The organism is Desulfothermus okinawensis JCM 13304 (genome assembly GCF_054654515.1).
Window position 1 is genome coordinate 24,935 of the sequence record NZ_BAAIEW010000003.1, and the last position, 14,671, is coordinate 39,605.

Genomic DNA, 14,671 nt, shown 5'->3' on the forward strand with positions numbered 1-14,671 from the left:
AACCAATCCAAAATTGGATGATTAACTTAGTAGATTTTATACTCTAGTCTGCATTTTTGCAAGGGTAGATGCTCGCTTTTACATATGTTGTGTTGACCTACTTTTAGTTTAGTTGTTTATTCAGGTTGTAAAAGGATATAACATTATCTTTTAAGAGTTGAGATTTCTGCCGAGGCTTTAGACCATTTTCTTTGACGAATTGTATGTATTCTTTGGAGATTTTTTGTCCCCCATCACTATTTAATAGTATTTTGTTTATGTCGTAGAGATTCATATTTACTATGGATTCTACATCTTCTTTACTAGATTTTCCTTGTTGTAAGGTAATTCCTATATGGACATGGATATTTTTTAATAATTCAATGGTACTTAGTTCAACATGATCAATTACTATTTGCTTGTGAAGCGCATTATAATTACTTAAGATTTCCAAAGTTTTTTTGGTAATCTCGTATTTGTTGTTTCTCGGTGTATGAATCCCAATTCTTTTATTCTCTGGCAAATAGTTTATGCACCAATCTAGTTGTTCAATAAATATCTTTTCTTGGTCTTGGTCGTATCCATCTAGACCTATTTCTCCTATACCAAGACATTTAGGATCTTTCATGCTATTTTCTAGGGCCTTTTTTATTTCAGTGGGTAGATTCTGTTTGTCCTTCAATTCCCTGCAAATAGTCCTGGGATGTATTCCCACTTTATAAAAAAAAGGAGAATTGACTTTAGATATATTCCTTGTGATTTTTGCTAAATAGTCCCAGTATTGGGCATATTGGGATATATCTTTGATTTTATCATTATACGCCCAAACAATACCTCCAATATTGTTGGAATAGTACTTTTGGGGGAAATCTCTGTCTCTTTTTATCAAGATATCCCCATGCATATGGGAGTCAATTGCAACTATCATCTCATCCCTCCATTATAGTTGATGGGGAATTCTAAAATCCAATTAAGAATATTGTCAAATCATAATATTTAAATAAAACTATTGACTATTTGAAAATGAAAAATTATTAGCCATTTTGTGGTGCCCAAATTATGGGCTTAAAAGGGAAGCCAGTGAAAATCTGGCACGGTCCCGGCCGCTGTGACAGGGGACGAAAGCTGCAGATGGCCACTTCCCCGCCACCTTTTTAAGCAAGGACGTAGGTGAAGACAAAAGTTTTTGACCTTCACACACTGCTACTAGCAAATAGCAGGTCCTTCACTTGAAAAGGTGGCGGGGTGGGAAGGAGCAGTGAGTAGGATGATCCTGGAGTCAGAAGACCTGCCACAATAATTTTTTTTCATAATCTGCCAGGGACAGATTAGCCTTTAAGGGTGAAGAAAACTCGGGTGCAACCCTTTAACTGGATTTGTGTCCAGTTAAAGGGTTTTTTTATTTTTAATTATCTTTTAAAAGGAGGTAGCTGGCATGAGGTTTTTAAGGGTTTTATTTGTAGCAATTATTTTATCAACATTGATCCTGGGCAGGGGAATGGCTATGCAAAATCAAAAATCAAAAACTGCAATCGTGGTTGCAGCATTTGGTACCACGTATCCCAAAGCGCTAAAGTCTCTTATCAATGTAAAGGAGGCAATAGAGAAGGACTTTCCCTCTGTTGAGGTGAAAATGGCATTTACTTCAAATATTATAAGAAAAATCTGGCATAAAAGGCAGAACGATCCTAAATGGAAAAATAGAAAGGATATCCCAAGTGATATACTCCATGTAAAGGGTCCCCTTGCAACCATTGCTGATTTGCAAGATGAGGGATATAGGACAATTATTGTTCAGCCAACTCATTTCTACGCAGGTGAAGAGTTTATGGACCTAAGTTCATATATAAATGGACTAAATTCCATTAAGACACTAAAGAAAAAATATATGCCCTTTGAAAAATTGGTTATTGGACGTCCAATAACAGGTATGTGGGGTCCAAAACACGACTATATTGAAGATATTGAAAAGACAGCAAAGGCCCTTAAGGATGATGTTATGTATGCGAAGAAAAAACACGCGGCCCTGGTATATATGGGACATGGAAATGAATTTTTCTCAACAGGTATCTATGCTCAGCTTCAAAAAAAGATGAGACAGATGTATCCTGGGGTAAAGATATTCATTGGTACAGTTGAAGGATTTCCTACTTTAGAGGATGTGGTATCTGGACTGGTCCACTGCAAGGTAAAGAGGGTGGTGCTAAAGCCACTTATGATGGTGGCAGGTGACCATGCAAATAATGACATGGCAGGAAATGATAAAGATTCCTGGAAATCTGTGATTAAATCCAAAGGGATTAAAGTCTATCCAGTAATAAAAGGCCTGGGCGAGAATCCCGAGATAGTAAAAATAATTGTAGAACATGTAAGGCAAGCAGCAAAAGATAATGGGATTGATTTAGATTAAAGAATAGAGGGGAGATTTTACTCCCCTCTATTCTTTAGAAACATGCTTCCGTTACATAGAATTTGGGTCCTGGTATTCTGATTGCCTGTCCAATTACGCAGTTTTTTTCAAAAAATAATGGTAGTCCCTTGAGAAATCCAAGAAATTTTTCTTTTGCCTCTACTCCATCCACTACCATAAACGTACTTTTACCATTGCTTGCCACATAGGTTATGTGCTTTCCATCTTTAGAAAAATAGGGAAAATCAGTCCATGTATATGTTTTGCCCTCCACACCATCTAGTACTATAAAATACTTCTTATTTTTCACAGCAATGTATGCCAGGTGTTTCCCATCATTAGAGAATTTAGGACGCCTTACAAAGTCGTAGCCTTTACCTTCTTTTCCATCCAGTACAATAAACCACCTTTTTCCCTTTCTGGCCCTATAGGCTACATGTTTTCCATCACTGGATACCACTGGTAGGCCTACTGAGTCATAAAATTTTTGAGGTTTATTATTTATAAAAACAGCTCCTTTTTTTTCTCTAACCCCCATATAAAAAAGCTCACTTCCCTTTGAAAAGAAGTAAACTCCAATTTGATCCAATTTAGGTCCTTGTTTTCCATCTAACACAATAAACATTTTTTTGTCTTCATAACCCATGAAGGCAATGTTTTTACCATTATATGAAAATATGGGGGTCCCAACAAATTGATAGGCTTTAGATTCTTTTCCGTCTATAACTGCAAAAAAATCCCTATTAATCCTTCCAACAAAGGCAATGTGTTTTGAATCAGCACTAAACACTATGTCTTTTACTTCATCATAAGAAGAACCTCCAACTATTTTTCCGTCCATGACAACACTGTATTTGTCTTTTATTTTAACAGCATAGGCAATGTGTCTGGAATCTGGGCTGAAATGGGGCTTTAAAACAAGGTCATATTCTTTAAGTTCCTGGTTGTTTAGACAAATGGTTGATTTGCCATTGTCTTTTAAAGCCACAATGGCAATTTTTTTTGAATCAGGGCTAATTACAGGTGATATTTTTTCAGCTACGGCCTTATAGCCTTTCCAGGGATTTCCATTTACCACTAAAAATTCCCTCTGATCTGCGGTGGCAATGAATATTATCTTTTTCCCATCAGGGGTAAATTGGGCATTGTACACCTCATCAAATCCCTCAGACAATTGGTTATTATATAAGACATAGGCCCTGTCTTTGATCTTTCCCATAACCAAAAAATTTTTCCCATCTGGAGAAAATCGGGGGTATCCCTTGGCAATTCTGGAAAACTCAATTGTTTTTTTGCCATCCACCACAGCGATCATTTTCTCTTTGTCCTTTGATATGCAAACAAATCCAATGTGTTTTAAGTCAGGTGAAGGAACTACTGATGCCGGGATCAATGAATAACCAACAGGGCATGTCCCTTTAAAGAAGACCTGTTCTTTTAACGTGGTGGCATATAACTTTGCGGTCAGTAAGTATGTTAATGCCAAGGTGAGGAGAATAATTTTTTTTAGTTTCATTTAAACCTCCATTTTTAGAAAATTTTGTGGTATCTCTGGTCTAGATAAATAAAATCCTTGGGCATAGTCAAATCCTAGTTTGTTGATTAACCTCAGTTTTTGGGGGGAGTCTATTCCCTCTCCCACAAGGGCTATGTTCCTAAACAAAGATAACTCTGAGATTGATTTTAAAAGATAGCCAGTTATTGGTTGGGTGGCAGTTTTATTAATCAATTCCTTGTCGATCTTTAGAAAATCCACATGAAGTGAAGTAAACACATTTAGATTTGAGAATCCAGATCCAAAATCATCAATGGCAAATTTGACTCCGTATTTTTCCTTTAATTTTAAAATAGTAATATTTATATCTTCAAATTCTGAAAATTCTGAGATTTCTATGAGCTCTATACAGATTTGTTCTAGATTCATGGAAAGATTTTTAAAGTTTTCAAAAATATTAGTTAACATTTCCATATATTGATAAAAATATTTTGGGATAATATTAAAAAAATAGACATGAGAATCTTTTGTTTCCAATTTATGTTGTAAGGCTTTATTAATTATAATTTCATCACTTTTTAAGTTCATTTTAAAGTATTCTAATACGTCAATAAATTGTGATGCATTGTAAGTTTTCCCTTCATATAATATTCTGCTTAATACTTCATACCCAAATAATTTATTAGTGTTTAAATCCCATATACCTTGAAGTGATGGAACTATATATTTTGAGAAGTCTTTACTTGATATAAAATCAGTAAATTTAATTAGTTTGTTAAATATTGGAAAAGTCATTTTGTCTAAATAGTAGGTTCCAATTAAATTTTGATTCTTTATATATTTTGCAAATAATATTAAATAATTAACAGCAATTTCAATGTCTTGAAAATCATATGGATAACAAATTACTGCAATTCTATAATCTAATCTGATAATAGAATCTGAGATGTCAATAGATATTGGCTTTTTTAATTCATTTTCAATTCTTTTTAATTTTAATTTACATTGGTCAATATTTCCATATAAAATTAAAATGAAGTCATCTGCATATATATTTTCTAGGTAATCATTTGTTCTTAAATATTTTATAATTCTTTCACACAAAATTTCCAAAATTTTATTTGTAGTTTTAAATCCATATTTAAATCCAAGAAATGAAAAATTACATACATCAATATGGGCTATTATACATTCGCTTCTTTTTATCCTTGATAAATATTTCTTTTTTACATTATAAGTTTTTTTCTTTATCTTGGGAAGTAAGTGTTTCACGGAAATCTCCTGTAAGTTTGATTTAAATATTATATGATTAGTTTTATTAATTGAAGTTATTCGATATTTTTATTGTCACTATGAAATATAATGCATCCAATTATTTGCATATGTCAAGTTGGAGAGGTAATGAAAAAAGTTTTCATTCAATCATAAATTTTTTTCTTTAAAAAATTATTAATATGGTATAAAAAATTAATGGTTGGCTTTAAACAAATGGTTGAACTTTAAATTACAGTGGGAGGGGTTATGGTAAAAATTTTTAGGGTCTTGCTGGTTACTTTTATTTTTATATGTTGTTCTTCTTATGGTTTTTCAATGCCATCCTATACTGAAATCTGTGCCCAATTGAGGAGTGTTTCAGGATGGAGCTCGGGTAAGTGTGATGGCATGAATGCTAAAGCCACTCCAATGGGAGACATGGTTAGTGCGCAAAAAGAATACTTAAAGGGAAATAAAAAAGTGGAGGTAATGGTACTGTCTGGTATGAATGCCATGGGCATGTGGGCACCTTATCAAAACAATATGCAGATAGATACCTCTGATCAATTTGTAAAAGTTACCAATATCAAAGGTCACAATGTTGCCATCTCTTATGAAAAGGGGGACAAAAGTGGAGGAATAACCATTGCCTTTAATTCAAAGAAAAATCCAGGAATGGTTAATGCTGTATTGGTTTTTAGTTTCTCAAACATGCACTGGAAAGATGCCCTTGAATTTGCCAAGAAATTTGACTGGGATAAGCTCCATAAGCTTTTTAAGTAATCTAGGGGGCAAAATTGCCCCCTTAACTTATATCCACACCTTAAAAAATTCTTTTATATCCTTTCCATTAGTTATGTGTTCAATTATTGAGCTACCAAATACAATGCCGTCTATGTAAGGATTTATTTCTATTAATTGAGAAGGAGACTTTATACCAAATCCAATGGCAAGGGGAAGGTCGAATATCTCCCTTGCTGACTTTAATTTTTGTTTAAGCTCCTCTGGAAGTCGGTCCCTGGCGCCAGTTGTTCCCAGTACTGATACAAAATAGACAAATCCAGATGTGAGTTTACTGTATTTTTCAAGTCTTATGCTATATGTATTTAGACCAACCAGATAAATGAGAGATATGTTGTGGGAATCAAAGATTGGTTTTATGGGAATACTTTCCTCCAACGGTAGGTCAGCTATAATTATCCCGGACGCCCCGCTCTCTTTTAGACCTTTTGCCAGTTTCTCAAATCCATATTTAAAAAATGGATTGCAATAACCCATGAGAACTACTTCACATGAGAGGTCTTTTTTGTTCTTGTTTAAACCTTCCAGTATCCATTCTAAATTGACTCCGTTTTCAAGCGCAATGTTAGAAGCCTTCTCAACTACCGGACCATCTGCCACTGGGTCTGAAAATGGGACTCCTATTTCAATTATATCTGCACCACATTCATCCATTTCTTTTATATAGTCCCAGAATTTCTTTTTATTGGGATATCCTGCGGGCAAAAAGGGCATTATTGTTTTTTTGCCCTGTTTATTTTTCTTATGGAAAATGTTTTCAAGAATGTTTTTTGACATATGTGTCCTCCACAATTTATTTTATATGCTCAAATACAATATCCAGGTCCTTATCTCCCCTGCCAGATAGATTCACAACAACATGGTAGTCCCTATCAACTTTATCTTTTAATGTGGTAGCCCAGAAAACAGCATGGGAGCTTTCAAGTGCTGGTATTATTCCTTCTTTTTTAGAGAGTAGTTTAAAGGCTGATAGGGCCTGGCTGTCGTTTACACTCACATATTCAGCCCTTTTTATCTCCTTTAAATACGCGTGCTCTGGTCCAACCCCTGGATAATCAAGGCCTGGTGCCACAGAGTGGGATGGGAGGATCTGACCATCTTCTGTCTGTAATAAATAGGTTTTTGTGCCGTGGAGGATCCCCAGGGTTCCTTTGTTTAAAGTGGCAGAGTGATAACATCCAGGGGTTCCTTTTCCAGCGGCTTCAACACCTGTTAGTTTTACCTCCCTGTTCTCTATAAATTCATAGAAAATCCCCATGGCATTTGAGCCTCCTCCAACACAGGCAACTATATGGTCTGGGAGTCTATTTTGTTTTTCTAAAAATTGTTTTTTTACCTCCTTCCCTATTACTGATTGAAAATCCCTGACCAATGTCGGAAATGGATGTGGACCTACAACAGAGCCAAGGCAGTAGTGGGTATCCCTTTGATTGGCTATCCAATACCTGAGGGCCTCATTTATTGCGTCTTTTAAGGTCTGGGTGGAAGAATATACAGACCTTACCTCTGCACCTAGAAGCTTCATCCTTTTTACATTAGGTGCCTGTCTTTCCACGTCTTTTGCCCCCATAAATACAATACACTCAAGTCCAAGGAGAGCTGCAGCAGTTGCTGTTGCAACTCCATGTTGCCCTGCTCCAGTTTCAGCAACCAGCCTCTTTTTCCCCATGTATTTTGTCAAAAGGGCCTGACCAATGGTGTTATTTATCTTGTGGGCACCGCTGTGGGCCAAATCTTCCCTTTTGAGCCATAGATTAAATCCAAGTTCTTTGCTTAAATTTTTGCAAAAAGTAATGGGAGTTGGTCTGCCCACATAATCTTTTAGTATGGCCTTAAACTCCTGCTCAAAATCCTTTGACTTAACAATTTCATCATAAGCCTCCTCTAACTCTATTAAAGGCGGCATTAAAAGTTCCGGGACAAATTGACCCCCAAATTCACCAAAGTATGACCTTTTCATTTTAGCTCCTTTATTTTGTTGAATATATTTAAGATTTTTTTTCTGTCTTTTACACCCTTTTTTATTTCTACCCCAGAACTTATATCTATCCCAAATGGTGTTACCTCTTTCAAAATAGTGTCTATATTATGTTCTGTTATTCCTCCTGCAATTAACCACTTTATATTTTCCGGGATAGCCTTTAAATAAGATATTTTTTCTATGGATTTTCCATGTCCACCTCCTTTTATGCCCGAGTCAAACAAAAAATAATTACATCTGTTAGCTGAGTTCTCTATATCATTTAAAAAATCATTTTGATCCCTGTATGTATCAGGCCATCTGGTCAAAATCACCTTTTCTTTTTTTAATCCCTTTAGTTGGGATTCGTTGTATGGTCCATGAATCTGGACAAAATCAAGTTTTGCATAATCCATTATAGATAAAATGTTATCTACTTTTTCATCAACAAAGACTCCAACCTTTTTGGCGTTTTTAGTTGAAATACTTTTTACTTCCCCAGGGGATATATATCTTGGACTTTTTTTAAAAAACACAAAGCCCACGAGGTCCACTCCCAAAAAATCACAAAACTCTACGTCCTGTGGTTTTTTTAATCCGCAAATTTTCAGTAACATTTTCTTATCTCCTGGATTTTTTTTACAAACTCTCCAAGTGTTTTTGCAGGGTCATTTTGTTTCATAAAATAGGTGCCAATTAAACATGCATCATAACCTATAGAAAGCATCTCTATTGCATCTTTTGGTGAACACAGGCCACTTGCTGAAATCCATATCTCGCTATTTTGTTTCTTTTCAATGAGCTTTTTAGATGTATTTACATCCACTTTAAGGGTATCTAGGTTTCTATTATTTACAAGAAGTACTTTTGCTCCACTTTTTTTTGCCACATCCAGCTCATTAATATCATTTATCTCCACTACTGGATCTAAATTAAGCAGATAACAGTAATCTATTAATTTTAATAAGTTTTCGTAATTATCTTTAAAAAGTTTAACAATTATCAACACAGCAGAAGCAGGTGTAGTAGCAGTATATTTTATTTGAATTGGATCTATTATAAAATCTTTTCTAAGGATTGGTAAATTTACCTCCCTTAATTCATTTAAAAAGTTAAGGTCTCCATGAAAGTATTTTTTTTCTGTAATGACTGATATTCCAACTGCACCATTTTTTACATATCCACTAATAACATCCAATGGTGATAAATTTTTATTTATGATTCCAAGAGACGGAGAAGCAACCTTATATTCTGCAATAATCCCATTTTTCTTTTTTAGTATGTTAGACAATTTAATTTTTTTGTATTTATATGTAAGTGGAAATATACCACTACGTTCCATTTCTTTTATTCTTTTTATTTCTTCAGATTTTGCCTGAACAAATTTATTTAACATCTTCTCATCCCATTGTTGTGTATGTGTATGTTATCTGTGTATGTGTATGTGGTTTAAGGATGAAGGATGAAGGTTGAAGGGACCCTTCTCCCTTCGCCCTTTCTCTCTCCTTCTACCTTCTACTAATCACTAAAAACTAACAACTAAAAACTAACAACTAAAGACTAACAACTAAAAACTAATCACTTAATCCATAACGGAGTTAAAGAAATAAGCAGATTAATTTACATTTATGGAACTAGTTCCTTTATCTATTTTTTCCCTTGCCAAACTCACTGCATCTTTTAATGTTATATCTTCTTCTAAAAGATAAAGTGCCATACCAAGGTTCATGGCGACCATATCCTTTATGGTTTCTGGGCCTTTTCCCGATAAAAGCATCTTCATTATACTTAAGGAGTGTTCCCTGTCTCTAATTTTTAAATCATCTTCCCTACATCTTTTTATACCAAATTCCTCAGGATATATGGTCAGTCGTTCAATATTTTGCCCCTCTATTAATATAATTTCTGTCTCTCCAGTTGGAGTTATTTCATCAAATCCATCTCCATGCACAACTGCTGCCCTTTTTATTCCCTTAAGTTTAAGCACCTCTGCTACCACATCCATATATTTTTTATCTCCAACTCCAACCAATTGATGAGTGGGCTGGGCTGGATTTAAAAGAGGTCCCATTACATTAAATATAGTAGGTATTCCAAGTTCCATTCTAATAGGTGCTACATGTTTAAATGCAGGATGAAAGTATGGTGCAAATAAAAAAACAAAATTTTTCTCTGTTAAATATTTTTTGATTTCATTTTTCTCCTTTAAAAATGGAATATTTAGGGCGTCCAAAATATCGGCGCTTCCACAATTGCTGGATACGCCCTTATTCCCATGTTTTACAACCTTATAACCTGAATCAGCGAGAAACAGGGCCACAGCAGTGGAGCAGTTAAAGCTCATCTTTCCATCTCCACCTGTGCCGCATGTGTCTATGGTCTTATCTGCTATATCTCTAGTATTTATTTTTATGGCGTATTTTAAGGCAGTTGTAACTGCAGAGAATAGGTCTGAAGTTGTTTCTCCCTTAAATTTAAGTCCAAATAAAAATGCCCCTGACTGGGAATGGGAGAGTTTTCCCTGAAATAGTGCATCAAAACATTCCGTTAATAAATGTTCAGGTAGTGTTTGTTTCTGGGACAGGGTAAGTAGTGCCTTTCTAATTTTCATTTTTACCTCCTTGTAGTGCTATTTTTAAGAAGTTTTCTATTATTTTTGGCCCTGATTTACTTAAAACAGATTCTGGGTGGAATTGTACCCCAAACCATGGCCTGTCTTTAAAGGCTATGGCCATAATCTCGCCATCCTCGCTCCTTGCTATTACATCCACCTCAAGGGGGTTCTTTATTCTTGGATTTGATATCACCAGAGAATGGTATCTTGTTGCAATAAAGGGATTTTCCACTCCATCAAAAAGGGGACTTTTTTTATAGGTTACATGGGAGGTCTTCCCATGCATTATTTTTTTTGCCCTGGATACACTGTATCCAGCAAAATATCCAAGTACCTGATGTCCAAGACACACTCCAAAAACCGGGATTGATTTATCCAGCCTATCCAAAACCTCCCGACACAGGCCACTGGAAGCAGGACTTCCTGGACCAGGGGAGAGCACAATTCCCTTTAGGCCTGGAGTTTTTAAGTAAGAAAAAATTTTTTTATCATCGTTTCTAAGTACATGCAGATTTACCTGTAATTTTTGAAATATCTGAACCAGGTTGTATGTAAAGGAATCGTAGTTATCTATTAGCAAGAACATCATTACCTCCATTTTGTGTGAGTACATCCAATATGACCCTGGCCTTGTTGTGGCACTCAAGCCACTCTTTTTCAGGATCAGAGTCTGCCACAATCCCTGCCCCTGCCTGCCAGTGTATTTTCCCATCCCTGATCCATAGAGACCGTATAATTATCCCTGTATCCAAATTATGACACTCATGGGATAATCCCATCCATCCCACAGCACCTGCATATGGACCACGCGGGATCTTCTCCATTTGAGAAATAATTTCCATTGCCCTTATTTTTGGTGCGCCAGATACAGTGCCTGCTGGAAAGGTCGCTGAAATTATGTCAATTGCGTCTAATCCTTCCCTTAATTTGGCGCTCATATATGAGGTCAAGTGCATGACGTGGGAAAATTTTTCTATTTCCATGAATTTGTTTACTTCTACAGAGCCAGGTTCAGCTATGCGGCCAAGGTCGTTTCTCCCAAGATCAACCAGCATTACGTGTTCTGCCTTCTCCTTTGGATCATTTAACAGGTCTTTTGCCTGTAGCTCGTCTTCTCTATTGTCTTTCCCCCTTTTTCTTGTCCCGGCTATTGGCCTTACTTCAACATTTCCATTCTGGCTGCGCACCATGAGTTCAGGAGAAGACCCAATTAATGTTATGTCATCCAAGTTCATGAAGAACATGTAGGGAGAGGGGTTCTTCTGTCTAAGTCCCCTGTAAATACTAAATGGTTCCCCTGAAAAACTTGATGAAAATCTATTGGATAGAACAACCTGTATGGCCTCACCCTGATATATTAATTCCTTTGTTTGTTTAACAGCGTTGATAAAACCTTCCTCTGTGAATGAAGAGTGAATTTCACTTATCTTGGGCTGGGTATTTAAAGAGATTTGCTCCTTGGATTCTTCTAATCTTTCATTGTCAATGGATATAAAGTAGCATCTAAGGTGCAGGTGGTCGTATAAGATTTGTTTCCCAGGAAGTACAAAAATGGATTCTGCATTTTTAATATCTAGGTGTTTTTGTAATACTGGTTCAAAAAATCCCATACATTCATATCCAATATATCCTATGATAGACCTTGTGATAGGTGGGAGATCTGGACCTGAGGTTTTTATTTTAATTGTTTTAAGTATTTTTTTTATTGAAGTTATAAATTCTGCTCCTTGAAATTTTTCTAAATAAGAAAATTCAGGGTCATATATAATAATCTTCATTTTCCCATTTTTTAATTTAATGCAGAGTCTGAAGTCCCATGCAAGGAGGCTGTATCTTCCCAGCCTTCCGTCTACTTCAGCACTCTCTAAAAGTATCCCTTTGTCTTTACCTATAAATTTTAAATAAAGACCAATTGGGGTATGCACATCAGCGGGATAAGTTTTTATTGTTTGATAAAGTTCAATCATAAGACTTCTCCTAAAAAAATTATTAAAAAATAAAGGCCGCATCCCTTTGGGGGATGCGGCCTTGAAAACATTAAAAATAGCCTTTTATTTAAGGCACATCCCCCCTATCTGGATACACTTTCCACCACCACCATGCCTTTTGGACTAAAAGGTCTAAATCACCGGCAGATGCCAGGTTTAAAAAGGACCTGAATTTTTTCACTGCTTCATGGGAGTATGGATTTGACTCAAAAAGGGTCTGAAATAGAGATGAATCTTCTGTTAGCATTTTTTTCGCAGACTCAATGCGTCTTTTAAAGGATGGAGTAATAAATTTTAAAAGGGACTCATCGTCTGAGAAGGCAGCAAAATAGGAGAGGGTGGTTACAAAGTTGAGTCCCTGGATAAAAGCCATGGCCTGGTCGTGCTCCTTTGCACTACACTCAAAAACATTGCACCCAATGGATTTAAATATCTGTTTCACAAGTTCCACCTCATAATCCCCCCTTCCCCTTACAATGGCTATTTTTAAAGGAATATCTGGCCCTGGATCTGGCCCAAATAAGGGATGTGTTCCAACAACAGGTCCACAGTGGCTTTTTAACATGGCTTCCATGGGAAGTACTTTTACTGAACATATGTCAACTAAAATTGTATTTTTATTTAGCTTACTTGATAATCCCAGGACTACATCTTTTATTGCATAGGCTGGGATGCATAAAAGCACCATGTCCAGGTCTTTAAATATTGAATCCATATATGAATAATTAAAAGGCCTATCTATACCATATACTGTGAATTCACCTTGAGATTTTAATCTTTTCTCAAAAAAGGTTCCCATGGCCCCTTTGTTGCCCACAATGAGTATATTTTTAATTTCTTTGTCCATAAGATATTAATTTTTTAATTTTTCAAAGACATCAAAAAAATCTGGAAAAGATTTTGCTACACATCTCTTGTTGTCCAGTTTAACCTTAATTCCCTTAAATTCATAAAGGGAGAGGCTCATTGCCATCCTGTGATCCCCATATGTGGTAAATAAAATTTCTCTTCCAACAGGTAGCTCTCTGGGATCAATGCCAAGACCATCTTTAAATAGTTCTACCTTTGCTCCAACTTTTTTTACCTCTGTTGCAACCCCATTTAACCTGTCACTTTCTTTTAGCCTTAAATGTTCAACCCCAGAAATTGTTGTCTTTGATTCTGCCATGGATGCCAAAACAGCAACTGTTGGGACAAGATCTGGGCAGTCTTTCATGTTGATATCTATACCATGGAGTCTGGATGGATAAACTACCAACGCATCTTTTTCCCATGACATCCTGGCTCCCATTTTTTTTAAAATATCCAGAATCTTTTTATCCCCCTGGAGGGAATTTTTTAAAAGGCCGTGTATCTTTAAACCTCCTTCCATAAGAAGTCCAGCAGCCACAAGGTAGGATGCATTGCTCCAATCTCCTTCAATGAAAAATTCACATGGTCTGTATTGGCCAGGTTTTACTATAAATTTTATATGTCCAGGCTCCACCTTTGCGATTTCAGTAATGTCCCTTTTAAACCAGTCCCTTCCCTGTTTTTCATATATGGATACATCTACTCCAAATTTTTTCATGGCCTCAATTGTAAGTCCCACATATGGCCAGGACACAGCTTTTTTGCCTATTATATTGATCTTTATAATTCCGCATGCTAGGGGAGATGCCAAAAGCAAACCTGATAAGTATTGGGAAGATTTTTCCAGACTAATACCTACTGTTCCTACTTTTAGACCATTTGCTCTTAATCTAAAGGGAGGAAACCCCTGTTTGTCTTCATAAAACACTTCTGTGCCAAGTGAGGATAGGACATCTAAAAGCTCGCCAATGGGTCTTTCATGCATTCGACCTTCCCCATATATTCTTGCCTCTATACCCCTAAGGGCGGAAACAATAGGAGTGATTAGTCTGCAGGTTGTTCCAGACTCACCTACATTTAACTCAACCTTTTTGTTTAAATGGCATTTTTTTTCTATTCCCTTTATTTCAAGCTGATTATTTGATAGAACACACCTTGCTCCCAGGGCTATACAACACTGTAGGGTCCTTTTGGTATCATCAGATAAAAGTGGATTTTTTATTTTTGATGTACCATCACATAAGGATGCACATATAATGGCCCTATGGGTTATGGATTTACTTGGTGGAGCATAGATGTCTTTCATAAAGGTGTTCTC

14 protein-coding genes and 1 riboswitch are annotated in these 14,671 nt (G+C 36.0%); of the genes, 2 read left to right on the forward strand and 12 right to left on the reverse strand.

What is annotated here, in order from left to right; genetic code table 11:
• Nucleotides 1–103: 103 nt before the first annotated feature.
• Complete coding sequence (locus ACYQ0O_RS01900; RefSeq protein ID WP_459890127.1) at nt 104–907, reverse strand: TatD family hydrolase; 804 nt, start codon at nt 905–907, stop codon at nt 104–106.
• A 101-nt stretch (nt 908–1,008) separates the two neighbouring features.
• Nucleotides 1,009–1,289: riboswitch (cobalamin riboswitch) on the forward strand.
• A 125-nt stretch (nt 1,290–1,414) separates the two neighbouring features.
• On the opposite strand from ACYQ0O_RS01900, the gene ACYQ0O_RS01905 reads away from it, so the two are divergent.
• Complete coding sequence (locus ACYQ0O_RS01905) at nt 1,415–2,389, forward strand: sirohydrochlorin cobaltochelatase (RefSeq protein ID WP_459890128.1); 975 nt, start codon at nt 1,415–1,417, stop codon at nt 2,387–2,389.
• A gap of 34 nt (nt 2,390–2,423) precedes the next feature.
• Here the strand turns inward: ACYQ0O_RS01905 and ACYQ0O_RS01910 are convergent, their stop codons facing one another.
• Together ACYQ0O_RS01910 and ACYQ0O_RS01915 are read right to left on the reverse strand one after the other, a co-directional pair.
• A complete protein-coding gene (locus ACYQ0O_RS01910) occupies nt 2,424–3,905 on the reverse strand; it encodes a TolB-like translocation protein (RefSeq protein ID WP_459890129.1) in 1,482 nt (493 codons plus the stop codon).
• A complete protein-coding gene (locus ACYQ0O_RS01915) occupies nt 3,906–5,156 on the reverse strand; it encodes an EAL domain-containing protein (RefSeq protein WP_459890130.1) in 1,251 nt (416 codons plus the stop codon).
• Between the two features lie 249 nt (nt 5,157–5,405).
• Between ACYQ0O_RS01915 and ACYQ0O_RS01920 the strand changes: the two genes are divergently transcribed.
• On the forward strand, nt 5,406–5,921 hold the full coding sequence (locus ACYQ0O_RS01920) for a hypothetical protein (RefSeq protein ID WP_459890131.1): 516 nt from the start codon (nt 5,406–5,408) through the stop codon (nt 5,919–5,921).
• Nucleotides 5,922–5,948: 27 nt separating this feature from the next.
• Here ACYQ0O_RS01920 and trpA read toward each other — a convergent pair whose 3' ends face one another.
• The 9 genes from trpA to aroA form a co-directional block, all read right to left on the reverse strand.
• Entirely contained in the window at nt 5,949–6,716 is a 768-nt protein-coding gene (gene trpA, locus ACYQ0O_RS01925) for a tryptophan synthase subunit alpha (protein WP_459890132.1), read from the reverse strand.
• A gap of 16 nt (nt 6,717–6,732) precedes the next feature.
• On the reverse strand, nt 6,733–7,899 hold the full coding sequence (gene trpB / locus ACYQ0O_RS01930) for a tryptophan synthase subunit beta (RefSeq protein WP_459890133.1): 1,167 nt from the start codon (nt 7,897–7,899) through the stop codon (nt 6,733–6,735).
• The gene (locus ACYQ0O_RS01935; RefSeq protein ID WP_459890134.1) at nt 7,896–8,516 is read right to left on the reverse strand and encodes a phosphoribosylanthranilate isomerase; all 621 of its coding nucleotides are present in this window, start codon (nt 8,514–8,516) and stop codon (nt 7,896–7,898) included. Before ACYQ0O_RS01935 ends, trpB begins: the two co-directional genes overlap by 4 nt.
• On the reverse strand, nt 8,507–9,295 hold the full coding sequence (locus tag ACYQ0O_RS01940) for an indole-3-glycerol-phosphate synthase (RefSeq protein WP_459890135.1): 789 nt from the start codon (nt 9,293–9,295) through the stop codon (nt 8,507–8,509). The genes ACYQ0O_RS01935 and ACYQ0O_RS01940 overlap by 10 nt, the downstream gene beginning before the upstream one ends.
• A gap of 219 nt (nt 9,296–9,514) precedes the next feature.
• Nucleotides 9,515–10,510: an anthranilate phosphoribosyltransferase gene (gene trpD / locus ACYQ0O_RS01945; RefSeq protein ID WP_459890136.1), complete on the reverse strand. Its 996-nt coding sequence runs from the start codon at nt 10,508–10,510 to the stop codon at nt 9,515–9,517.
• Nucleotides 10,500–11,099: an anthranilate synthase component II gene (locus ACYQ0O_RS01950; protein ID WP_459890137.1), complete on the reverse strand. Its 600-nt coding sequence runs from the start codon at nt 11,097–11,099 to the stop codon at nt 10,500–10,502. Before ACYQ0O_RS01950 ends, trpD begins: the two co-directional genes overlap by 11 nt.
• Complete coding sequence (locus ACYQ0O_RS01955) at nt 11,080–12,480, reverse strand: anthranilate synthase component I family protein (protein WP_459890138.1); 1,401 nt, start codon at nt 12,478–12,480, stop codon at nt 11,080–11,082. Before ACYQ0O_RS01955 ends, ACYQ0O_RS01950 begins: the two co-directional genes overlap by 20 nt.
• Nucleotides 12,481–12,568: 88 nt before the next feature.
• Nucleotides 12,569–13,348, reverse strand: a complete 780-nt coding sequence (locus ACYQ0O_RS01960) for a prephenate dehydrogenase/arogenate dehydrogenase family protein (RefSeq protein WP_459890139.1) — start codon at nt 13,346–13,348, stop codon at nt 12,569–12,571.
• 6 nt (nt 13,349–13,354) lie between these two features.
• A complete protein-coding gene (gene aroA / locus ACYQ0O_RS01965; protein ID WP_459890140.1) occupies nt 13,355–14,659 on the reverse strand; it encodes a 3-phosphoshikimate 1-carboxyvinyltransferase in 1,305 nt (434 codons plus the stop codon).
• Between the last annotated feature and the right edge of the window lie 12 nt (nt 14,660–14,671).

Coding starts and splice junctions, on each gene's coding strand:
- ACYQ0O_RS01900 (WP_459890127.1), bottom strand. CDS start 907: ATGATAGTTGCAATTGACTCCCATATGCATGGGGATATCTTGATAAAA.
- ACYQ0O_RS01905 (WP_459890128.1), top strand. CDS start 1,415: ATGAGGTTTTTAAGGGTTTTATTTGTAGCAATTATTTTATCAACATTG.
- ACYQ0O_RS01910 (WP_459890129.1), bottom strand. CDS start 3,905: ATGAAACTAAAAAAAATTATTCTCCTCACCTTGGCATTAACATACTTA.
- ACYQ0O_RS01920 (WP_459890131.1), top strand. CDS start 5,406: ATGGTAAAAATTTTTAGGGTCTTGCTGGTTACTTTTATTTTTATATGT.
- trpA (WP_459890132.1), bottom strand. CDS start 6,716: ATGTCAAAAAACATTCTTGAAAACATTTTCCATAAGAAAAATAAACAG.
- trpB (WP_459890133.1), bottom strand. CDS start 7,899: ATGAAAAGGTCATACTTTGGTGAATTTGGGGGTCAATTTGTCCCGGAA.
- ACYQ0O_RS01935 (WP_459890134.1), bottom strand. CDS start 8,516: ATGTTACTGAAAATTTGCGGATTAAAAAAACCACAGGACGTAGAGTTT.
- ACYQ0O_RS01940 (WP_459890135.1), bottom strand. CDS start 9,295: ATGTTAAATAAATTTGTTCAGGCAAAATCTGAAGAAATAAAAAGAATA.
- trpD (WP_459890136.1), bottom strand. CDS start 10,510: ATGAAAATTAGAAAGGCACTACTTACCCTGTCCCAGAAACAAACACTA.
- ACYQ0O_RS01950 (WP_459890137.1), bottom strand. CDS start 11,099: ATGTTCTTGCTAATAGATAACTACGATTCCTTTACATACAACCTGGTT.
- ACYQ0O_RS01955 (WP_459890138.1), bottom strand. CDS start 12,480: ATGATTGAACTTTATCAAACAATAAAAACTTATCCCGCTGATGTGCAT.
- ACYQ0O_RS01960 (WP_459890139.1), bottom strand. CDS start 13,348: ATGGACAAAGAAATTAAAAATATACTCATTGTGGGCAACAAAGGGGCC.
- aroA (WP_459890140.1), bottom strand. CDS start 14,659: ATGAAAGACATCTATGCTCCACCAAGTAAATCCATAACCCATAGGGCC.